Below are 23,807 nucleotides of genomic sequence, written 5' to 3' on the forward strand. Positions count from 1 at the left end.
CATACTGCATTCTAATTTTGCCTCTTGCTTTCGCTTGTAAGCAAAATCTACAGCTTCGAATACAGCACTTCCGAGGTTAAGTTACTCCGCCTGTTGTTAAAACAACCATCAAAACATATGCAGTTTAGCTAATTTTAGGACGTTCCCACTTTTTGGAAGGTTATCCACTACACATGCCAACACTGGTTCACTAACATTTTGTTCCAACAACCACCATCAGCTTCCTTCAGACCCTTTCGTCGCCGAAAGCGCCCTTGCCTACAGCTTGTCTTCCCATTAGCTAGGTGACAGGTTTTCTTTCAAACCATCGGCTCGGCAACATGCCTCGCAAACAAAAAAACAGCCTTTATTAGGCTGTTATTTCTTTAGATTCTTTAATTCATCTAATAATTTATTATTTAGAATTTTTATATGTGTTCCCTTCATTCCTAAGGACCTAGATTCAATAACACCAGCGCTTTCAAATTTTCTTAAAGCGTTTACTATTACTGATCTAGTTATACCTACTCTATCTGCTATTTTGCTTGCAACCAGAAGACCTTCTAAGCCGTTTAACTCTTCAAATATATGTTCAACTGCTTCAAGCTCAGAGTAGGATAAAGTTCCTATAGCCATTTGAACTATAGCTTTCTTTCTAGCTTCTTCCTCAATTTCCTCACTTTTTGATCTTAAAATTTCCATACCTACAACTGTTGCAGAGTATTCAGCTAATACTAAATCCTCATCAGTGTAAGTATTGTCATGTCTTGCTAAAACCATAGTACCCAGTCTCTGTCCACTTCCATTGATGGGAACTATTGTTACCAGTTTTTTGTAGCTTTCAATGTCATATTTAAATATCTTTAATAATTCGTCACCAGTAATATTATATTTCGTCTCTGTAATTTTCAAAAGTTCTTCATTATATTCCTGCGGGAATTTTTTCTCATTAGTTTCCTTATCAACAATAATTGGACAATCAGATGCATCTGCAAGACTTACACCCAACACCTTTCCTTTACTACTTGCCACATAAACATTGGCATCTAAAATCTCACCTAAGGTCTGACATAATTCTGAGAAAGAAACAGGGGTTTTTCCTGACTGTTGAAGTATTTTGTTTAATCTCCTGGTTTTTTCTAAAAGTGTAGTTGACATGATCTTCCTCCTTGTTTTATTAAATTTTGAATAACCAACTCTAAATCTATATCATTTTTATTTTTGGTTATTTTATATATTTAAATTGTATATTTGACATTAAATAGTACATATTTCTACTCATATCACGAATTAAATAGTCCCTTCATTTATTTGTTCCCATTTTTTGTGGTTTTAAGCATATTTGTAAAAAAACAGTCAAATTATACAATCTAATTCTCTTCCTCTTCTTTATACTTACATTCTTTGTTTGAACACTTTATAATATTTTTATTTTTTTTATTTTGCACAACTAATATTGAGTCACACTGAGGACATTTTCTATTGATGGGTTTATTCCATGTCATAAAATTGCATTTTGGATAATTGCCACATCCATAAAAAAATCTTCCCTTTTTAGTCTTTCTAATTACTATATCGCCATTACAGATGGGACACTTTAGCCCTGTTTTATTAATTATTGATTTTGTAAAACTACATTCAGGATAGTTTGAGCAGGCCATAAATTTTCCAAATCTACCATGCTTTATCACCATATAGTTTCCACATTTTTCGCATTTTTCATCGGTTTTTTCAGTTAAATCAATCTTTTCAATAGATTTTTCTGCTTTCTCAAGGGTCTTTTCAAAGGGTTTATAAAAATCGTCTATTACCTTAACCCATGACATTTTTCCTTCCTCAATCTTATCAAGATCTGATTCCATATTAGCTGTAAAATCAACATCTACAATATTTGTAAAATGCTCTTCCATTATTCCATTAATTAGAATCCCCAGTTCTGTAGGCTTAAGAGCTTTATTTTCTCTTTCTATATATCCTCTACTTAGAATGGTAGATATCGTTGGGGAATAAGTACTGGGCCTACCTATTCCCTTATCTTCCATTTCCTTAACTAAAGCTGCTTCTGTATATCTAGCTGGCGGCTTAGTAAAATGTTGTTTAGGTATAATTTCCTCAGTATTTAGTTTTTCATCTATTTTTACTTCTGGTAGCTCTTTTTCAGTAATTTTAGCAAAGGAATAAACTTTAAGAAAACCATCAAATTCCTGTTTTATTCCTTTAGCCTTAAAATAATATTTACCATTTACAATGTCAACATTATATGAATTGAAGGTAGCGTCTGCCATTTGACTTGAAACAAGTCTTTGCCAAATCAATCTATATAGATTGTATTGATCATTAGATAATGAATCTTTAATGGCCAATGGCGTTCTGAGTACGGAAGTTGGTCTAATAGCTTCATGGGCATCCTGAGCTTCCTTTTTATTTTTTGCTTTTCGCTTTTGCTTAGCTAAATATTTTTTAGTAAACTCATCTACTATATATTTTTCTGCTTCTACCTTTGCTTCATCTGAAATTCTTATTGAATCAGTTCTTATATAAGTAATTAAACCAACAGTACCTTCTCCTTCAATATCTATGCCCTCATATAATTGTTGTGCCAATAACATGGTTTTCTTTGTAGAATATCCAAATTTGTTTGAAGCTTCCTGCTGTAAACTACTGGTCGTAAAAGGTAAATAAGGCTTTCTTCTTTTTAATTTCTTTTCTACATTAACAACTTTAAAAGTATTATCCTTAATATCATTGACAATATTGTTTACCTGCTCAGAATTTTCCAGATCTACTTTCTTCCCATCTATCCCATAAAAGCTTGCTTCAAGGTTTTGTGAATTATTTAATGTCTTAAGCAGTAGATCTATTGTCCAATACTCCTTTGGCTCAAAATCCAGAATTTCTTTCTCTCTGTCACAAATTATTTTTGTTGCCACAGATTGAACTCTGCCGGCACTTAGTCCTCTTCTAATCTTTTTCCATAATAGAGGACTAATACTATAACCTACAAGCCTATCAAGAATTCTTCTAGCTTGTTGTGCATCAACCAATTTTTTCTTAATAGGACGAGGTTTTTTTACTGCATTCTTTATGGCCTTAGAAGTAATCTCATTAAATTCTATTCTACAGTTTTGATTTTCTTTTAAAGAAAGTATATTAGCCAAATGCCAGGATATAGCCTCTCCTTCTCTATCGGGGTCAGTTGCCAGTAATATATTATCAACCTTTTTAGCTTCACTTTTAAGCTCTTTAATTACCTTACCTTTTCCCCTAATAGTTATATAACGGGGTATATAGTTATTTTCAACATCAATTCCCAATTTGCTTTTAGGTAGGTCTCTAACATGACCTACGGAGGCTTTCACCTTATAATTCCTTCCAAGAAATTTCCCTATAGTTTTAGCTTTAGCTGGTGATTCTACTATTACAAGAGTTTTTGCCATTATAGCACCTCCGAATTTACTTTGCGACGAATGATATTATATCAAAAAATTCTTAAAATTTCAAAACTTAAATTAAAAATTTCATTTTTTATTATATTTCCCCTCACCTAACAATAATACAGTATAATCTAATCTTTTTAAACAGTTTTTTTGATTTCCCTCAAATAGTATAGTCTAAATTGCAAATAAAGTCTATATATTTATTATTATCAAATTATTAATTATGTATAAAAAAATAAAAACTGTAGTATAAGAATCAGTATTTCTCTATTTAAGTATAATGATTCTACCTGGTAGCATTTCAACATAATCTTTTATTTCCAAAACTGTAATTATACCATTTACTGCCCCAGCATCTAAATGTAGAATTGATGATATTAAATCTATATGAATAGGCTGTTTCTTTTCAATAACTTTTAAAACTGATTTTTCAGACTGGCTAAGATCACTATATTTATTCTCTATATTACAAGTTTCCCTTTCAATATTATACTCTTCTATAATATCTTCTATACAGGTTACAAGCTTTGCACCTTCTTTTAGTAATTTATTAGTACCTTTACTTACACTGCAATTAATATTTCCAGGAATTGCAAATACATCCTTCCCTTGTTCTAGTGCATAGTCAATTGTTATCAAAGTACCACTTTTAAGCCCTGCTTCAACCACTAAAACTCCCATACTTAAACCTGATATTATTCGATTCCTCCTTGGAAAATTTCCTGGTCTCGGTTGAGTTCCCAGTGGATACTCAGATATTACTGCACCACTTTCTATAATTCTTTTCATTAAATTAGCATTGCTTTTAGGATAACAAATATCAATTCCTGATCCCAAAACTGCTATTGTTCTTCCCCCTCCATCTAAAGCCCCTTTATGGGCAGCAGAATCAATTCCATATGCCATTCCACTAATTATAGTTATTCCATAGCTTGCCAATTCTCTTGCAAATTTATATGCTATATTTCTTCCATAAGAAGTACATTTCCTTGAGCCTATTATAGCTATTGCCTTTTCGTCTTCCTTTTTTATATTTCCTTTCATATATAAAATCTGGGGATGAGCTTTGATATACTTTAGAACTACTGGGTACAATTCCTCATTTTTTATTAAGCACTGTACTTTCATAGACAATAGTTTTTCTTTATAATTTCTAATATACTCTTCCTTTCGGGTTTTTATAATACTATCTGCAACATTTCTTCTTAAGTTAGGAATTTTATAAATTTCACTTACTGGTGCATTCCATAAATTTTCAAGGGTTTTAAAATACTCTTTAAACTTTTCTATAGTCAGGTATCCTATACCATGAATTGAATTAAGCCAAATAAGATAATCTTTTTCATTCATTTTTTTTCTCCTTAAGCTCAGATTATTCATAAAAAATTTAAAACTCTACTACGTCCTCTCAAACTTTCAATTAATAATCTGGAACAAATTTTATACATTCCAAAAGTTTTTATCTAAGCTCCTGTATTGAATAGCTTCAGATAAATGTCTAAGCTCAATATCTTCGCTATTATCAAGGTCTGCTATGGTTCTACTTAATTTGATTATTTTATTATATGAACGTGCACTTAATCTCAATTTTTTAAAAGCTTTTTCAAGAAGCTGGCTTTCACTTTTACCCAATTTACAATATTTCTTTGTAAGCTTTGGAGTTAATTGTGAATTGTATCTTGCAGTTTCATTTGCATACCTTCTAATTTGAACTTTTCTGGCTTTATCTACATTTCTTTTTATTTCTTCAGAGCTTCTATTAATAGTTTTTCCTGCCAATTCCTTATACTCTACAGGAAAGACCTCTATGTGCATGTCTATTCTATCCAGCAGCGGGCCGGATATTTTTGATAAATATTTTTTTACTTGATATGGTCTGCAGCTGCACTCATTCTTAGGATCATTGTAATAACCGCAAGGACATGGATGTATTAGCAAAACACAAAATTTTTAAGATTGAATGCAAAATAAATAACTATGAAAATCTACCAGAAGATACTCTTGGTCAACGTATTACTAAATTAAGGAAAAAAAATAGAATGACTAAAAAAGAATTTGCAATTAAAACCGGTTTAAGTCAAGCTACTATATATAATGTAGAAACCGGTAAAACAATTCCTAATATGTCTACCATACGAAAATTATGTAAAAGTCTTAGTATTTCTCCTGCAAAATTATTTAAAATTGATACTTTACCTGAAGAAACTCCAGATGAAATTATCAAAAAATATAGGCTTATGAATGGCCTATCTCAGGAAGACTTAGCAGAAAAATGTGATCTTAATAAGTCAACAATCAAAGATTATGAAAACGGAAAAATCAAAGGAAATCCTGAAACCATTAAAAAAATATATAAAATTATTGGCTATGTATAATAATGAAGAAACTCGATTTATTTACCATTATTAGCTTTTTAGAATATTATATCATTGCTTTAATTGTTTATTATAAACAGCCAGGAATAACCCCTGGCTTCAAATCTTATTACCGCCCAATATAGTCACATAAAGTCCTCTTATTGATGATTTATCCTTTTGATCTATTCTTTCTATGACTACCCTTTTTTCTCCTTCTGAGAGCTTATCTAAGGCGCTTGCCATGTCTTTGAGTTTTGAGGCCAGTAGGTAAAGTTCCGTTTTCTTCTTCACTACATTATTTACTTTATATTCTTCTTTTTCATAGGTCATAATTTACCCTCCTGAATCTTAGTTTTTTTATTATCGTTATCTGCTACTTGAACTCAAAAACTCCTCATTATAACCTAATATATCAATTAGAAATTCTGTATAAGTACAATTAAATTTTTCATAGTAAAACCTAAAATACGGCATATCTAGCTTCTCGAATTCTCTTGCTTTTGGAAGTCTATCATGTTTCAATAAAAATTTATCTATAACTTCTTTTGTCATTTCAAGCACAGTATTTATATCAGCTTTATAGAATTCTTTATACGGTTTAACTTGAATATTCTTAGGCTCAAAGCCAGCTCTCATAATAGCTATGTTCCATCCTATTCTATTGCATATAGATATTCCTACTTGCTTATTATACTTTTGAAATTGCTTTATAGTAGGGATTTCATTATTTTCTTGTATGTAAGATTTTAGACATTTTATCAGATCCTCATCTGAAAATTTTGTTTTTCTCATTTTTTCACCTATATTCAAAATATTTACTTCTATCTATTGATTCTACATTTTCCTTGATTATCCTTCAATGTTTTTTTATGGAATATATATTTTTTAAGAAAAAATTTATTTATGAAAAACGGTGGATTAGATGTGAAAGTTATGTATAAGAAAAAAAGAAGTCATTTGGCTTCCTTTCTGCGTTAATGTCTGTTTTAGTGTTGTAACCGTTCGTGTTTGCGACGCTTTTGAACTAAAGACTAAAAGAATACTCCTTTGATGGAGCTTTACTTCCAGTGAAAAGATATGGGTACTCATATCCATTATCTCCCTAGCACACCCCTTGCGCAAATATATTGTTATACAGAGTTAGTGATTCTGCTAATCGTAAATGTTAAGTGGTCCAATATTAACGGGAATTAAGGTTACATCTTTTTTATCTATTTTAATAATAGAAATTTCACTATTCACTGTTTTATCCTCACTATTATAAGTAGTACAAATTAAATTTTCCCCATAAATCCTAAGTACGATTTTATCTGAAGAATTTATTTGCAAATACTCAGATTGATTTAGAGGAGCGAAATACCCTATGTAATGGCTCAAAAAAATTGCAAAAAATGTATAGATAATTATTAATTGTCCAAATTTTCCTAAATATTTTTCTAAATAAAAGCCAATATCCTTAATTTCAGAGTCTACTTTTTCTTGTTCTAATAATTTCTGTTTATAACCTTTTGTTTTTCTCTGGGTTAACAATGGAAAACCAAAGTGAAATACTGTTATTATTAAAGGTAATATCAGAAAAAACTGTATATCTTCAAATGTAATAGACTTCCCAAAAACAAGTACGAAAACAACTGTTGCTATGTGCAATGGAGCTATTTTAATGAACTCTCTGTAAATAACATTAGAATCATCTTTAAATAGTATAATAAACATGTTAACAATACCAATTACAGGAAATATTATTGCCCACAATGCACTAGCAACCACAAAAAAAGTAGTTTTGTTAATATTTATAAGCTGTATAGGTATGTTGAAAGCTTTTGCATATCCATATTCATATGCAAATATTACTAAATATCCAATAATAGGCATTATAGCAATAATCACTGCATCTGACAGATATTTTTTTATTATATTTTCTTTCATGTTATCCCCTTTCTATAATAACTAATTTCGTATAACTTAGGGGTTACAGTCTTCTTTATGGCGCTAATACTTCTAAATAAGTATATTATACGACTAGTTGTGTTAGTAATACTCTCCTATATACAAAATATTCTTTACATATCATATTTGGGTAATATTTTACTTAATAATGTCATATATGTCAAACCGCATATACTAAAGATAAAATTGAACTCTATTCTAATCTTCCACTAAACTATTCTTCTACTAAAAAATAAAGACCGGGTTACCTGGTCTACGTTAACTAAAGTTTTAGTGCAAAATAGAATGAGTAAAGCCTAAGCCTTACACTAATTGATTTCTATATTAGTTTGACAGCATACTAATATGTACAGTTCAACACATTGGTATTATATGGATAATGGGCAGTCCACAAAATGACCATTGTAGTCAGTTATAAACATATTTGAATTAGCTCTTTACCATGATAAAAGCAAAGATACTTTTCTGAAATTAACATGGTCTTATTTGAATTGTTGCTAATAATTGCTGTAAAAGAAATGCGTTTCTTATCGCTGTGTAACAATTAATATTATTATTCTGCACGGCTACCTGGCCTTTTAGGCTGATTTAAAACCAGAATTATTTTAGATTCATAAACCATTTTAAACAACATTCCTTCAGCTATTTCTCCAGTCATTTTTTTCGGAGCTAAATTTTCTACAAATAGAGCTTGGTTTCCAAAGCTTTCTTATGGATTCTCTCTTTCACCTTGCATTCCAACCAAAATCTGTCGTCTAAAATCCCCAAAACTTACTTGAAGTTTCATTAACTTTCTTGAATCTTTTACATTCTCAACTAATTTTATTATTTCTACTTATATATCAATTTTTGTCAAATCTTCATTGTTAAGCGGCATATTATTCTACTCTAAATCTTAATTCATTGTTTTGGCTACATAAAAAAAATACTGAAGAAAATATAATTTTAATACAATATCTTTTTAAAACATCAAATATTCTAGTTACCACACAACTTTTATCAAAAATAAAAAAACGAAAAATCCCTTTTAGATTCTCCGTTCAAATTTTTTCTAAAATAATAAGACCTCTAACTTTAAAAACCACTCTATACTGTGTATTGTAAGATAATTCACAATATAATCGAATACCAATCTATTTTAATTTCTTTGTTTACATAAATACTTAGCTGTTTAAAAATAAGCTCTTATCATAATTCCATACTTATTATTCTTCATCAACTTTTAAAAGCATAAACCATATTCCCTTCTAAATTTGCTGCTCAATACAATACTTAGTCATTCTACATAAAATAAAGTTTTAATTTCAAGATTATCTCTATTCAAATTTAAGGAAACTAGATTTATTGTTCTAGTCTCCTACTATTTCGGCGTTGTCTGTATCATAAGAATAAAGTTCAACGACTATCAAAAACGTTTTAGTCCCCTACTATTTTGGGGTTGTCTATATCTGCTAAAAATTGGAAATTATTTGTGCTTATGTCTCATTTATTTTTTTATAAAATGAGTTTGCAACAAATATATATAATATTATAACATAATTTTTCTAGTAATAATATTAATTTCCAACCATTCTTTTTTCAAATTTCAATTATCTTTTCACCTAATAAGAGCTTTTCTTCTACCTTAAAATTTCCTACTATACATTCCATACTTTTAAAAACTTTACTTGTTAATATAATACCCCTAACATCTCCTTTACTTGGTCTATTATCTTTTATTAATTTCATAGAACTTTTCGCTTGTTGTTTTTCTTTAAATCTCTTAAAATAAACCGATTCCTGTAATTTATAATATCCATTAACTAATAATAACTTTCTAAATTTCCTATATATTTTTAAATCCTCCTTCTTTTTTGTAGGTAAATCATATAGTATCATAGAAATATATTCAGCCTTAATACTCATATAGCATCACATCCAGCTTAGGTATTTTTAACTTCTCATCTTCATTAAAGTATTTCAGCATACTGTCTATAAAAAGTTCTATTCCTCGTTTTAATGATACTACCTTATTATTAAATACTACTTTTTGACACATAACCTTTAGAAGATGTTTTCTAAAATCATTAGTAAATTCTTTAGTGTTTTTATATTCTATTAATACAGCATAATCTACAATAGGTCTAAATATCTCAATTATATCATCAGACAAATTAAATGCATTAAATCTGCTATTGTGACATATTCCTAAGCTCGGATGAAGACCCTTTGAAGTAATTATTATCGATATATATGCTCTTAATAGGCTATATCCATAATTCAGACCTTCATTAACAATATTTTCATCTTTTCTCCTAAACTCTTTAAAAAATAAAGATTTAAAATATATTCTAGCAGCTATTGCTTCGCAACTACTTATACCCTCAATACTATTACTCATTTTTACATTTTTTATATACTTCTTTAATTTCTTTATTGAACAAGCATTAGCTCCTAATTCTTTTAATAATTCTTTTTGATTTTTAAGCTTTGAAATAATTATTTTTTGCCAAACTAATATTTTTTTAGACCCTTCCCATTTTACTTGCTCATGTATCCGCTTTGACACCTCAAAATGATTATATAAATCCAAACAAAAACACTGGGGATGATGCTTTTTATTACAGAAGATTAATGGGACTTTATTCTTTGACACATATAGGATTGCACTTGGAGTTAAAGTTACTTGTAGCGATTCTATTACTAAGGCTTCAATATCTTCTATATTTAAATATATACTTGTTTCATCTTTTTTTATTTCTAGTCTTCCATTTTTTATCATTACTTTAGAAGCCTCTGTTAATAAAACAATAGACATATATGGCTGCCCCCTATTAAAGATTTACTATTTCTTTGTACAATCTTTAAATATAATCTTTTCAATCATTTCTAACATAAAATCATTGTTAGGATACACATTAATATAATTGTCAAGATATTTGTCAGTTAATTTATTTCTTTTTAATGAATAGGATTTTATTTCATGATTTTCAAACTCAAAAACTAAATTAAAACCATGTTTATCAAAGGTCTTAATAACTGTTTTAGTAACAGCATTTTTAAGCTTTCTATCAATCCTCAATAACCTTCTTAATAGATTTAATTGTGTAATAAAGTCAACACTTGATCCTTTGTCATCTCTTAAGTAATGAAAATGAGCAAATCTATTTCTAATCTCCTTATCTTGTTCATTTGGAGAACGGCCATTGGGATTATAGTCTTTATTACTATAATGATAAATACTATTAAGGCTATTATTATTGATAAAACTATCTATAATATCTGTTTTTTTAGTAATCCTTAAAGTTGGATTTCTTTCCTTTAATAGATGGACAAAATCCTTTTCAAGAACAGCGATTAAACCATTTAGTCTGCTATATACATCAATAATTAATCTATTCATTTTTGATACATCATTGAATAATATTCTATTTTTCAGCCATATATATTCTAGCTTTTTTTTATACTTCTCCCTATATTCTTTTTTAGTTTTGTTATTATTTTTAGAATTCTTTTTCATTTTTTCTTTTTTTGCATCTATTTCTTTAGTAATATCACCGATATCTTTCTCTAATTCATTAAATCTCTTGACTTCATCGAGAGCAATTTTATTATTTTTATAATATTCTTTGTATCTTCCTAAAAGATTTTCCTTATAGGCTTCAATGATTTGTCCAAATTTCACCAGTGTTTTATTATCCTTTTGTATGTATAATTGATCCCGACCATCTAATACTTCATTGAATTTTATTAATTCGCTCTTTTCAATTTCCCTTTCTTCATTGTCTTTAGAAGTAAATTCAATAAAGCCTTCAAGGATTTTTAAATATTTATTTTCATCAATATTATCATTATTATCCTTTGCTTTACTACCTTCTTTAAAGGAAACCTTATAAGAATATAATAAAATCCTTAATACCTCCAGTGCATCATCTATCATAATAAAATGATTATTATTTTCATATATTTTGATATCTTCTTTTTCTACATCTGCTAATTTCATATAGGCTTGCTGGTAACTAACCATATTATTATATAATTCTGAAATTCTTGCTTTAGACAGCATTAAACACATTGCATAGAAGGCATAAATCAAGTCATTTGAAGGATTAATATGTAATTTTTCTAGCTCAACTTTATTATTTTCATATTCTTTAATTATATCTGACTCTTTAATATCTTTTTCTTCCCTAGGGCTGTTAAAGATAAATTTATATTCCTCTTTCTTGATAACTTCATAAAATGCCCGTGCAGTTAATTCCTTTTCTATATTAAATGCAAAGCCTTCTTCTTTACCCCTCAATATAGCTAATTCTTTATCCTTTTGAACAGCGGATTTTAAATTAAGAAAGTATTTTTGATTATTTTCTGTTTTGAAATTCTTAATTGCCTTTCTAATATTTTTATAATTCCCTACATCATTTGACTTTGAGATTTTCTTATCATAATAGGATGAAGATAATTCCTTAATTTTTTCAAGTATTTCCTCATATTTTGTATTATATAATTTTATTAATAAATACTTTTGTGCTTGTTTAAAGGCAATATCTTTTGATTCTCCTTTTAATTTATCTAAAGCCACCAATTGTTCTAATAAATCCTTACCTAATTTTAATTTGCTTTCTTTAAGTCCATAATAGCTTTTCAGTATGCTTTTAAAGCTTGGCATTTTATTATTTTGTTTTGGATAGAATAAGTTATTTTCTTTATAAAATTCTAATATTTTAGCTTCATCAAAAAATCTGAATACAGCATTACTATAAGCTTTATGTATCTCTATTTTAGGAATATCATTTATTCTGGATTTCAAATCTTCCTTTAAGCTATTTATTGCTTCCTTATAATCCTCATAATATCCATTTTCTTCTTTACTGATAAATTGTGTCTCTATAGTATTTTTATAGTGAAATGATGTATTTCTAAATGCATAAATTGAAGCCCTAATAAATGGATATATATTTTCACCCCTTAGTTTTGACAGCTGTCCATTCTCATCTAGAAACTCAAGTATTATATTCAAAGATGTGTTTTTATAAGCGTCTTGTACTAGAAAATCTCCTCCATTAAAGTAATCTTCTATTTTTTTATATTTGCGACAATATTCTGGATATTCATTTATAAAGCCCTTTAATATTGTGATTTTTTTGCGCCAATCATCTTCATCATTAAGAGCTTTTAGATTGAAGCCTAATTTTTTTAAATCTTCTATAAATTTATCAATCTGATCTAAAGATTTACTTTTATTTAAATTATACATTGTTGTTAAATATTCTTTTATTTCTTCATTTTTACTCTTTTTATCTATTCCATCGATTCCTATATAACTCTTTAATTCATAACCATTTACTGTAATTGAATTTTTTCCAAATATATTTAAATATTTTTTCATGTCCTTTGTAAAAACTTCATTTCTAAAGGCATTGGCTGCATATGTTATTGATGATGATAATTTTCTTGAAAATACATCTTGAATATGAATAATCTCTATATCCCTGCTTGTTATTTCCTCAATTCTTTTATTGTTATTTGTCATAAATTCATTAAGTTGTCCACTTTTTATTGCTGCATTAACTACTTTATTTTTTAGTATATTTGTAATCTTTCTATGTATTTGATCTGCTGATACATTAATTTCTAATGTACAACTATTACTTGGTATTCTTTTCTTCTTATTTTTCGTTTTTTTAGGTGGATAGTATTTATTAAAATAAGCAATTACTTCTTCATCATAATAATTTAACCCAGATTTTTCTTTTCTGGCTTGCTGCAACTCATCATGGTTTCGCTGATAACCAATTAATGATTTTTTTATGACTCTATTCTTAAAATACTTATCATTATTAATTTTTTCTTTGTTTTCTTTTAAATCCTTTTGTCCTATTTGTGTATTTTCTTTTATGTAAGATACTATATCCGCTATTTCAGGATCCTGACATTCTGCTTTACAACTCAAAATGAAGTTAATAACTTTTAGCAATTTTTCAAGATCATATTTATTTCTATACTCATTAAGCTGAGCTTCAAATTCTCCATTATTGAGAATTAACTTATTATATAAATTATATTTAAAGCTATTTCTATCTTTTATAACTACTTCATTATTAAATTTTGTAATAATATTATTGTCTATAGATCCTTGAAGCTTATTTTGAAATTGTGCATAATATTTTTTTAAACCCTCTATGTTTAGCATATTACGCAGTAAACAATTATTTTCTTTAAATACTATAAAAATAGTTCCTCCATATAATCTTTTTTTACTCATCAATCTTGTAATTATTTTTTGAAATTTAAGCTTTTCTAATATACTATTCTTTTTAAAATTATAAGAAATAATCTCCTCTTTAGTTATTTTCTTACCTTCTGTATTTACTTCTGGATAATTAAAATTGTTAAGCTGCTCTACTGCTTTTTCTATATTTCTCACATTTTTATAATAAAAATATATCCTGCAATTTTTAACACCTATATTTTTTATGATTTTTTTTACAGCCATTCTTTTATTATTTATTTCTTTAACATCTTTATCATTTTTTTCTTTATTCTTATATTCGCCTTTTAAACCTTTCAGCAATCTTCTTCTTAATTCCTTTTCTAAAAAAATATCTAAGCTGCAGTGAGGTATGTCACTAATTTTAATATTTTCATCATTCCCTTTTACAATACTTCCTTGTTTAAAATTTCTTCTAAATTCATAACCATCAATCTTTGTAATCTTCAATTATATCCCCCTTATCTCAATTATCACTATCAATTATTAAGAAATTATATTTTCTAAAACTGTAAATGTAATATTTACATTACTATTATAGCAAAATTTATCTTTTGTGTATTTATTTCTTATATTAAATTGGTATAACTATACATTAAATTAAATTTTTTCAAAAAATTTATAGTGTGAATTGGAATTTTATACAAATCACATGTTATAATTTTACTATCAATAGAAAAAATGGAGGATTATTGTGTATAGTAAGATTTGCTTAATTAAATATAATAAAAAAATTATTCCCGGGTTAATATTTAATATTAATATCAATAGAACTGGAATAGAATTTTTCAAATTAAAAAAGGGGACTTCTGATAATGAGTCTAAATCATTATTTTATATAGGTAAACCTAAAGGATTGAAATTTGAATCTTTAATCAGATTAAATGAGTTATACACAGCTAGCAAAACAAGCATAAAAAAAGAAATCTCACAAATTGATAAATCCACTTTTAAAAAATTAAAACAAATTTATTTAGGTGAAAAAATATATAATAAATTACATAATAGAATGCATATCTTAAAAAATAGAATCCAGATATCTAAATTAAACAATGAAAATTATAGGGATTTACAAAAAGAACTTGAAATAATTTTACAACAATTAGGATATCCCATTGCGGGAAAATATTTTAAAAAAGGTAAGTATGGAAATTATAGAGAGTTGCCTACAAAAGGCTATATAAAAGTATATAGAGGTTAGATTTAAAGATTCCAAGTGCAACTAGAATCTTGTCGAAAAAAACGGGAACCCTTTTTGGGATTTCTAATTAAAGACTATCTTTGCTATGTAACTCTATGTAACTGTCTTACAGTTTCCTATTTTTTGCATTTATCTTTCTGATATAAGATTCTGATATTTAGGTGATACTAATATAGAAATACCTGCTTTTGTGTTTTATCATTAAATTAACTATATATATAGATTATCTTTCCCAACTATAACACATAGTTCCTTCAATTCCATCTAATATCCATTCATTATTATCTCTTTTAGCGAGGTAACAGTTCATATTTACGGTGTTTATAAACTGGACTAGCAGACCTTTTTTTCGTAGCACTACTTACACTCTATGTTGTCTATACTCAAGTATCTTTCTTGTTTATATCTTTATGAGCAAACATTGTTATACGATGTCGACTTATTCATTTTCAAAGCAAATATTAATATATTATCACTTTAATCGCTATTCCCATTTATCGTAAAAAATCATGTCATCCCTATTTTTGCTCCTTTTTTGTTCTGGTGTTTCATCTGCATATCCTATAGGAACAAGAAGTTGACATGTAATATGCTCTGGCAACCCTAGTATTTTGTTTATTTTTTCAATATCGATAAAATCAACTAAACAACCACGTAAATTATGGGAAACTGCAGTAAGAATTATATGTTGAGCTGCTATGTAAACAGGCGTGCTTTGCACTAATGTTTTACATGCTTTACGGTTTTCATGCTTTCTTAGAAAATTAACAATATCTTCTCCATATCTAAGCTTATTCCCAATAACACCATAGTCATCATCATTTTGTTCACCAATGTCCCAACTAATATCACAACAACAAGCAATTATTACTGGTGCTTTTGATACCCACTGAGCCCATAATGTTACACTAGAAATTTCATTTTTTACTTTTTTATCTTCTATTACTCCAAAATAGTAATTACAGGTATCTGTCTCAGGAGCAAGTTTGGCACTTTCTAAAATGTCAGTAATAATACTATTATCAATATCCACATCTTCAAATTTTCTTACTGACCTTCTTTTTCTCATTACTTCTAATAATTCCATAACATCCTCCTTTATTTTCCCAAAAGGAATATACCTACATGAATAAGTCAATGTCACATAACTATTCTTTTGTGTAATAATATTTAAAAACATTTAACTTCTTGCCTTGATTTTATATGGATAATGCGTAGCTAGTTCTATAACATAATTCGAGGCGGGCTAGATACATTTACTAAGAGAGTGCTCTGCTAGCTTGCTAGAACGGTAAAGATACCATGGTTTTAGCTATATTACATTTTCATTCCAATAATCTATTAGTTCATAAACTTTTTTACAGTATGGAATAAAAACTTGAATATTAGCAAACAAGATCTCTTTTTCTATCACCTTTCCAGTTGGATGTCCTGCATCATTTCTGCAATTTCTTATCATCTCAAAAACTCCGATTAAAACATTATTTAATCCATCTGAAATATCTGATGGCATACTACCAACTAAATTACTTATGGCTTTTGTAAATTCATCAAATTGTCTTTTTATCATTCTTCCATTTGTTTTTTGTTTAAATTTTTCTCGTCTCTTTGAATCACTTATTGCATTAGTATAAGCTTCAATTAATAACAATAAAGCTTTTTCAGAAGCACATCCTAATGCAATCGTTGAAGATAATAATGCGTTAATGTTATATGTCCTAAGACATTCCTCAAGGTATATATATATTACATTATCTAACTTTGGAATCTGATCATGAATTCTTGCTAAATATCCTGACGGGTCATGTGGAACCGGCATTTCAGATTCTACAACTTTTTTTCCATACTCAGTTAATTTTAACCATGGCCAATTAGGATTGGAACTATTTATTCCTATTGTTAGTATATTTTCAGTAATTAAGTTCCATATTATTTCTCTAACATAATCTTCGTCCCTATCATTTAAATATATAAATCCTGAAGAACAATATGAATTTTTATTAGGATCATTTGTAATCCCTTTTGTTACAGCTACTTTTGCAACTTCACAACACAAATTGACGTACTGCGTCTCTGACTTATTTTTTAATGCCTCTAAAACCAATGTTCTTATTTCATAAATATTCAAATTTAATTTATCTATTCTATCATTCATTTATTTCCCTCCCTGTATAATCCAACCTATTTCTTTGAACCCTTTTTCCTTCTACTGTTTTAGCGTATGTTTCACACTATCATCCTATCTAAAAATACAATTAAATTTGGTATTATTAGCCTAATATGTATATGAACAATGAGAAATTAATACTTTATATTGCTACTTACTCTATCATATATTAAGTTATATTCTTTGGCAGATTAGCCTCTTTACTTAACTTTTTGCAATTTAAAATGGAAGGTCATCATCGTTACTTTCAACAATCTCTCTATAATTCCTATTAATTATCTCACATGCAGCATTTAAAAATGGCGTCATATATTCATTGTATTTAGATTTTATTGTTTTATATAATTCTATCGCTGCTTCTACATATTCTATTGAAATTTTATAATAATCTTTAATCATAAAATCAAAACCCCAAATGGTACTTGCGCTAATATCACTTTCTAAAATATGATCGGCGATAATATCTTCCATGTTTTCAAACGCATTTTTCACTTTTTTATTATCAAAGTATGTATTGGTCTCAAACGCCATTTCCCAGTACTCATCTCCATATCCATCATATTGTAAAACATTACAAATATTATAAATTACGGTTGAAATTCGTTCTCTTAGCTCTGCTTTCTCAGAGACAGAAAGCTCTTTGTCATGTATGTCTTCTACTTTAATGACTTCTATTGTTTCCCCTAATAAATCTTTATAATAATTATTTTTCCTAATATCAATTTTTTTGCCTGTTATAGTTAAAAACTCCATTTGAAGAGTTTCAGCATAATTTATAAACCCTTTATCATTGGAAATGAAAATGACATTTACATTTTCATCAATTGACTTGAAAAAGTCCATCATTGACATCCATAGAAGTGTATCTTTAAAGCCCTTATCACTTGCATTGTCAGTATTTAGAAAAGGCGGTATTTTTTTATACACTCTATCCATTACATCTTTTAATAAATTATGACTAGGATTAAAACGAATAATTTTATCATTGAATTGTTCTTCATATCCTTTAATTGTATATTTCTTTTCAGCATCAAATCTATCTTCAAAGGTCTTTTTTAGCTTTATTATTGCATATGCATCATACTCTTTTCTAAAACTCTCTATTTTCTCGTATTTGGATTTTAACTTTAAATACTTTTGAGAAATTCTTTCGTTAATAGATATCTCTGTGACATACACATCAAAGTTTTCAGATAGTTTTTCGAGAATTTTATAAAGATCTTTAATGTGTTCTATAATAAAATTCGTATCCAAAACGATTGCAGTTTTTAACATTTCATCACTCATTAGTTACTCAACCTCCCCAGCAATAACTTCCATGTTTTTCCGGCTTGCTTTTGGCTTTTTCTTTTCTAAATGTTCTTGGATATCACTTAGTCGTCTTGGTTCACAGCTTCGCCTAATAGACATAATGAATATATATAATATTAATGAAAATCTAATATCACATTTTTAAATTCATCTTCAACTATAAATACTTATATAAATTACTCTAAAATCCTTTGACTATTCTTGTCGATATCTCTTTAGTTTTGTTGAATGCAAAATGATATACTCATATTCAAATATAATAGCCTATTTTTTGCAAAATACTTTCTTGTTTTTACATATTCAAACATTAATATTATTGAATAAAAATATAGTTCATATTAAATTATACTTATATACAAATAGTTTTTTCCTTTGTTTGATGCAAATTGACATATCCTTTCATAGAAAGGATAATATTATTATAGCCTATTAATTAAAAGGTCTTTTTTTATATAAATTGAGCTTGTATTGCTATACTACTAAATTTTTGAAGTTACATGTAAGCAATTATCTTTTAATTTTTCATTTAATTTTTTTATAAGTATTTCTAATTCTTTTTCTCTCAAGTAATGTTTCACCGATCTACTTTTGCTGGGTACAAGACTAGTAAGATATAAAAATAATAATAGAAATATAACTATTATTGCTGAAAATATTCCCATTATAATCAATGCTATAATAACTATTATAATAATTCTTATTGATAAACTATATTTATCAGAGAATCTAATAAAATCTAAATGGGTGCCCACAAAAAATAGAAAAGAAATTACAGCACTTGAGAAACATCCTAATTTAATATCTTGTTCAACATAAAAGTTTTTTTCAAGTTCAAATTTCCTACTTAGCAGTTCGTTGGTTGAAAAATAATTTTTATTATAATAATTTCTTATGTGTTCAATCAAATCTAAAATGTCTTTTTCTTTATATTTTTTATATATGTACTTAATATTTTTTTGAATTTTATACTGAGGTCCATAAAATAATTTTGTAATATATGGATAACAGAAAAAAAGCCCACATATAAAAAAATCTATATACATATACTTGTAATTAATAAAATAGGCTAGTACAAGAATAACTATATAAATAAACACAATAACACGTTCAAGAGTTAATTTAGTTCTCCACATTGTTCTTCCCCTTTGAAAATTGTATTTCAATATTCTCTATTGCTTAATATAAAACGAATTTTTTCCTATTCTATATTTTCATATTTAACACCCTATATAATTATTGAGTGCATCATAAAGAACCTTTATTGATAATTTATCCTTTTCTATGCCCACCTTTTTTTCTTCTTCTGAGAGCTTATCTAGCTCTCTAAATACATCTTTAAGTCTTGAAGCCAGTAGGGAAAGTTCCGTTTTCTTTTTCACTACATTATTTACTTTATATTGTTCTTTTTCTTCAGCCATAATTTGTGCTCCTAATGGACAATATATCATTTGAATATAGACATTATTCTCCCTAAAATACTTTTTCTTTTAGGTTTTGGTTTTTGTATCTCTTTATTTACTTCTACTTCTTTACTTATAGCAGCTTCTTCTTGCGACTTCTTAAAATTATCTTTTTCTAATCGTTTCTTTAATATTTTTAATTCTAGATTAGTTTTAGGTGCAATCTCAATAATGTTTCTAGTAATATCACTGTCAATACTATATGTAATCCTTAGTTCTTCTCTAGCTCTTGTCATGCCTACGTATATCAATTTCTTAGATTCGTTATATCTTTTAGAAAGCCCCTTATAAATTCCACAGATAAAGACATATTTAAAGTCTAATCCTTTTGCACTATGAATAGTTGATATCTTAACTCTATCTTGATCATAGTTAAACATTTTTTTATTCTTTGCGCTCTTACAAATAGGAAAATAGTATATATTATTTGAAAGCATTTTACTTTCTATAATTCCAAGTTGTTTACCATAAAAATATAAAATGCAAATATCTCTATAATCTACACCTAGCGCCTTTAATTCCTTAATTTGATTTGCAATCACATTAATTTCTTCGTGAAAATCACTGCATTTAATTAGTCTGGGGTCGGGACCATTTCTAAGACTAGACTTTGGATCAATAAAAAAATCATTATCTTCTTTATCAAAACTCTTATGTATTTTGTCATCTGTTATAAATCTATGAGAAAATTCTAATATCTCCTTGGTATTTCTATAATTTTCTCTCATGATTATAGTTCTACCTTTTGCTTTAATACCAACAGATTTCAATGTGTATTTTCTACTATATAAGTTCTGAGCCCCATCAGAAGCAAGTACCAAATGAGAGTGTTCTGGATTTCTCAACATTTTCACTATAAATCTTAACCATTCTTCTTCAAGGTCTTGTCCCTCATCAATTAAGATTGCATCATATTTATCTAATGTATTTAACTTTTCATCTGTAATATTGAAAATATTATTTGTTATTTTTTCATCTTGATAGATTCCAGATTCCATATCCACTTTTTTAAAAATTTCGTTTATCCAGTTATGAAAATGTTTAATTTCTATATTATTATGACTTTTAGTATCTACAATTTTTCTTAAATATGCGGCAAGCGAAGTGTTATAGCATAACATTAGTATTTTCCAATCTAAATGAACTTCTGAAAGATACTTTGCTCTACAAGTAAGAACTATAGTCTTACCTGATCCCGCAACACCTCGTATAACTCTATGGCCATATCCTAGTCCTTTTGCATATTGTTCTTGTTTAAGATTCATTACTTTAAAAACAGTATCATTGTCTGATTCTAATTTTACTTCTTTGAAAATATTACCACGTATCCTAGCAATGTGTTCATTCTTTAATACATTATCTTTAAAATAGAATGGTAATATTGATATTATTTTCTCTTTTAGTAGATTTGAATCTTTATTGTCTTCAATATTTTTTATATCGTCTTGAAATATTACAACTTCTTTATCTATTGTTTCAGTTAATCCATGTTTTTCAAAGGATTTTCTTGCAATTCTAGTAAATATTACTCCATGGCCATAGTTAAATATAAGTTGTTGTCCTTTACTTTTACCTGATTGTCCAATTAGTTTAGAATCTTTCTTTAATTTATTAATTATTTCCCACATATATTTTCTTGCTTGCTTTTGAGGATTAATAGTTATCCCTATATCAGTTTTAAGATCATAATTGTTTTTGTCAGCTGAAACAATTGAACCCACTTGCCAGTCTTTTACTTCAATTACTACTAATCCAAGATCAGGCCCTACAATTATAAAATCTGGGTGTCTTTTTTCAACCCTAAGTTCATACCAAACAATATAATCATCAGGAAGTAACTCCTTAAATAATTTAAATACTCTCTTTTCACCTGCAGTAACACTAGATAATCCACTTATGTTTTCTGGGATCATAGTCGCCACTTTAATCACCTCATGTACTTATGTAATGTTTATTATTTTAACTAATTCTATCTAGATCCACTACATGATTATATCAGTACAGAGTTTATTCTTCCAAAATCGACAACAATAGACAGCAAATTTCTATTTTGCTTTATTGAATTCATATAAAATATTTAAGGACTTTATCTACTACTCGACTTAAAAATTTACTATGGAACTTTTCGTAGCAAAACCTAAAATACGGCATATCTAGTTTTTTGAATTCTCTTGAAGTTGATAATCTATCATGTTTGAATAAAAGTTTATCTATAGCTTCTTTTATCATTTGTGGCATGGTACATAAATCGCTTTATAGAATTGTTTATATGGTTTTGCTTAGATATTTTTAGGCTTATATACAGTTTTTGTAACAGCTATGTTCCATCTTACTCTATTGCATATAATGATTATATTATTTATTTTAAATAAAAAAAGACCAAGTAAAATGAATTTACTTGATTTCTATTTTATCGATATAGATACTTTGCCCTTCCATTAGATCGTTTTTTAAAAATTTTTTTTACTTTTTTGAATGTATTTCCATCTATGATTGGCGTATGTAATCCTTCAAAAAGCTCGCAATCTCCTTTTTTAATCCCTCTTCTTATTTTACCTGTATATGTTTCATTCTTCAAAATTAAGTATATAGATCCAGTAGTCCATTTTTTGTTTTTTCTTGTTCTCAGCCCCATATCATTTAATTTACATGATATTGAAATAGTGCTATATCCTTTTACAAATAAATCAGTACTTTTCTTAGAATATCTTTTTTTATAACTGCTTTCAGAACAAAATATAGCATGGTCTAAGCCCCACCTTACGCTAAAGTCTGTTTTTGTTATATAACTTATAAGGCACAGCTAACCATTTGTTATATATAACCTTTTATTCCTTGAACGTCAGATGACAATTTTGTTGCTTCAAAATATTCCATTGTTTTTGGTTCGTCAATACTAATTCTGTTAATAGTTACGCTTTTACCTATAAGGGACGAATAGTCCTTTTTCGCATTCTGATGAATTTTTCGGCAAATATTATAGAACCCAAATGAAGTTTCATATAAGTCTTTAACTACATTTAAAGAACAATATGTAGGATAGTAAATCTCAATTGGTTGTAATTTATGCGAATTTAATTTGCCCTCTCTTATTAATTCTATTTCTGAAAGCAATAATGATTCCGGCACATGATTAAACCAATTCCTCATTTTATTCAAGTCACATAATATTTTATTAACTTCTTCATCTATCTCTCTAATTTCAAATTTCAAACTTTTCTTTTTAATTCTTCTATCTATAATATACCTAAACTTCTTATATGAAATTGAACTATTCTGTTGGTCACCAATTAAATTTAATAGATAGGATGTATTATTACTTAGAAGATCTACATACATCCCATATTTCTCACTCGGAACTATTATCTCACCAGAAAAACCTTCTTCTAATTCATTCATATCATGTTTTTTAATTAACTTAGCCAAATTGTCTAAATTACGTTTCATTTTAACAAGACATTTATCAGTTCTAACAATTAATTCTTGTAAATATATAATAAAATCAGTTTTTTCATTTAACGAGAATTGTTTTAATTTCTTTTTATATTTTTTAGATAGTACCTCCATCATTTTATCTCCTCAACATTCCAATAGTAATTATCTATTAATTTGAATTTATTACAAACTTTCTATCTATAATCTGTCCTTATAACTAATATATTCATTTCATATTATATCATTATTTAGTAGTATTAGGT

At 27.6% G+C, this 23,807-nt stretch carries 20 protein-coding genes; 2 read left to right on the forward strand and 18 right to left on the reverse strand.

Going from position 1 to position 23,807, the window contains the following annotated elements; translation table 11 throughout:
• Positions 1 to 357 precede the first annotated feature (357 nt).
• From codY to B5X81_RS24910, 4 genes are all read right to left on the reverse strand, one after another.
• Positions 358 to 1,137, reverse strand: a complete 780-nt coding sequence (codY, locus tag B5X81_RS24895) for a GTP-sensing pleiotropic transcriptional regulator CodY (RefSeq protein ID WP_079495739.1) — start codon at positions 1,135 to 1,137, stop codon at positions 358 to 360.
• A 212-nt stretch (positions 1,138 to 1,349) separates the two neighbouring features.
• On the reverse strand, positions 1,350 to 3,416 hold the full coding sequence (topA, locus tag B5X81_RS24900; protein WP_079495740.1) for a type I DNA topoisomerase: 2,067 nt from the start codon (positions 3,414 to 3,416) through the stop codon (positions 1,350 to 1,352).
• Positions 3,417 to 3,683: 267 nt separating this feature from the next.
• Positions 3,684 to 4,766, reverse strand: coding sequence for a DNA-processing protein DprA (gene dprA / locus B5X81_RS24905; RefSeq protein WP_170917601.1), 1,083 nt, complete (start codon positions 4,764 to 4,766; stop codon positions 3,684 to 3,686).
• A gap of 90 nt (positions 4,767 to 4,856) precedes the next feature.
• Positions 4,857 to 5,354, reverse strand: a complete 498-nt coding sequence (locus tag B5X81_RS24910) for a magnesium chelatase subunit ChlI family protein (protein WP_079495742.1) — start codon at positions 5,352 to 5,354, stop codon at positions 4,857 to 4,859.
• On the opposite strand from B5X81_RS24910, the gene B5X81_RS24915 reads away from it, so the two are divergent.
• Entirely contained in the window at positions 5,339 to 5,791 is a 453-nt protein-coding gene (locus B5X81_RS24915) for a helix-turn-helix domain-containing protein (protein WP_079495743.1), read from the forward strand. The two genes, B5X81_RS24910 and B5X81_RS24915, sit on opposite strands and share 16 nt — an antisense overlap.
• A gap of 99 nt (positions 5,792 to 5,890) precedes the next feature.
• Here B5X81_RS24915 and B5X81_RS24920 read toward each other — a convergent pair whose 3' ends face one another.
• The 6 genes from B5X81_RS24920 to cas13a all read right to left on the reverse strand — a co-directional run bounded on the left by B5X81_RS24920 (position 5,891) and on the right by cas13a (position 14,420).
• A complete protein-coding gene (locus tag B5X81_RS24920; RefSeq protein ID WP_079495744.1) occupies positions 5,891 to 6,103 on the reverse strand; it encodes a hypothetical protein in 213 nt (70 codons plus the stop codon).
• 36 nt (positions 6,104 to 6,139) lie between these two features.
• Positions 6,140 to 6,565 (reverse strand): hypothetical protein, encoded by a 426-nt coding sequence (locus tag B5X81_RS24925; RefSeq protein ID WP_079495745.1) that lies wholly within the window; start codon positions 6,563 to 6,565, stop codon positions 6,140 to 6,142.
• A gap of 360 nt (positions 6,566 to 6,925) precedes the next feature.
• Positions 6,926 to 7,699 (reverse strand): hypothetical protein, encoded by a 774-nt coding sequence (locus B5X81_RS24930; RefSeq protein ID WP_079495746.1) that lies wholly within the window; start codon positions 7,697 to 7,699, stop codon positions 6,926 to 6,928.
• A 1,599-nt stretch (positions 7,700 to 9,298) separates the two neighbouring features.
• Positions 9,299 to 9,625 carry a CRISPR-associated endonuclease Cas2 gene (gene cas2 / locus B5X81_RS24940; protein WP_079495747.1) on the reverse strand — a complete coding sequence of 109 codons (327 nt, stop codon included), beginning with the start codon at positions 9,623 to 9,625 and terminating at the stop codon, positions 9,299 to 9,301.
• Complete coding sequence (cas1, locus tag B5X81_RS24945) at positions 9,615 to 10,517, reverse strand: type II CRISPR-associated endonuclease Cas1 (protein ID WP_079495748.1); 903 nt, start codon at positions 10,515 to 10,517, stop codon at positions 9,615 to 9,617. The genes cas2 and cas1 overlap by 11 nt, the downstream gene beginning before the upstream one ends.
• Before the next feature lie 27 nt (positions 10,518 to 10,544).
• Positions 10,545 to 14,420 carry a type VI-A CRISPR-associated RNA-guided ribonuclease Cas13a gene (gene cas13a, locus B5X81_RS24950; protein ID WP_079495749.1) on the reverse strand — a complete coding sequence of 1,292 codons (3,876 nt, stop codon included), beginning with the start codon at positions 14,418 to 14,420 and terminating at the stop codon, positions 10,545 to 10,547.
• Positions 14,421 to 14,664: 244 nt separating this feature from the next.
• On the opposite strand from cas13a, the gene B5X81_RS24955 reads away from it, so the two are divergent.
• Positions 14,665 to 15,171, forward strand: coding sequence for a hypothetical protein (locus B5X81_RS24955; protein ID WP_079495750.1), 507 nt, complete (start codon positions 14,665 to 14,667; stop codon positions 15,169 to 15,171).
• A 484-nt stretch (positions 15,172 to 15,655) separates the two neighbouring features.
• On the opposite strand, the gene B5X81_RS24960 is transcribed toward B5X81_RS24955, so the two are convergent.
• The 8 genes from B5X81_RS24960 to B5X81_RS24995 form a co-directional block, all read right to left on the reverse strand.
• Complete coding sequence (locus tag B5X81_RS24960; RefSeq protein WP_170917603.1) at positions 15,656 to 16,258, reverse strand: nitroreductase family protein; 603 nt, start codon at positions 16,256 to 16,258, stop codon at positions 15,656 to 15,658.
• Positions 16,259 to 16,483: 225 nt separating this feature from the next.
• Positions 16,484 to 17,326: a hypothetical protein gene (locus B5X81_RS24965; RefSeq protein WP_079495752.1), complete on the reverse strand. Its 843-nt coding sequence runs from the start codon at positions 17,324 to 17,326 to the stop codon at positions 16,484 to 16,486.
• 231 nt (positions 17,327 to 17,557) lie between these two features.
• The gene (locus B5X81_RS24970; RefSeq protein ID WP_079495753.1) at positions 17,558 to 18,625 is read right to left on the reverse strand and encodes a PIN domain-containing protein; all 1,068 of its coding nucleotides are present in this window, start codon (positions 18,623 to 18,625) and stop codon (positions 17,558 to 17,560) included.
• Between the two features lie 503 nt (positions 18,626 to 19,128).
• Complete coding sequence (locus tag B5X81_RS24975) at positions 19,129 to 19,782, reverse strand: hypothetical protein (RefSeq protein WP_079495754.1); 654 nt, start codon at positions 19,780 to 19,782, stop codon at positions 19,129 to 19,131.
• Positions 19,783 to 19,866: 84 nt separating this feature from the next.
• The gene (locus tag B5X81_RS24980) at positions 19,867 to 20,067 is read right to left on the reverse strand and encodes a hypothetical protein (RefSeq protein WP_139380468.1); all 201 of its coding nucleotides are present in this window, start codon (positions 20,065 to 20,067) and stop codon (positions 19,867 to 19,869) included.
• A 26-nt stretch (positions 20,068 to 20,093) separates the two neighbouring features.
• A complete protein-coding gene (locus B5X81_RS24985) occupies positions 20,094 to 22,022 on the reverse strand; it encodes a DEAD/DEAH box helicase (RefSeq protein ID WP_244282245.1) in 1,929 nt (642 codons plus the stop codon).
• A gap of 497 nt (positions 22,023 to 22,519) precedes the next feature.
• Positions 22,520 to 22,912, reverse strand: a complete 393-nt coding sequence (locus B5X81_RS28280; RefSeq protein ID WP_079495757.1) for a recombinase family protein — start codon at positions 22,910 to 22,912, stop codon at positions 22,520 to 22,522.
• 11 nt (positions 22,913 to 22,923) lie between these two features.
• Entirely contained in the window at positions 22,924 to 23,676 is a 753-nt protein-coding gene (locus B5X81_RS24995) for a hypothetical protein (RefSeq protein ID WP_079495758.1), read from the reverse strand.
• Positions 23,677 to 23,807: the final 131 nt, after the last annotated feature.

The organism is Maledivibacter halophilus (assembly GCF_900167445.1).
Lineage (GTDB): Bacteria > Bacillota > Clostridia > Peptostreptococcales > Caminicellaceae > Maledivibacter > Maledivibacter halophilus.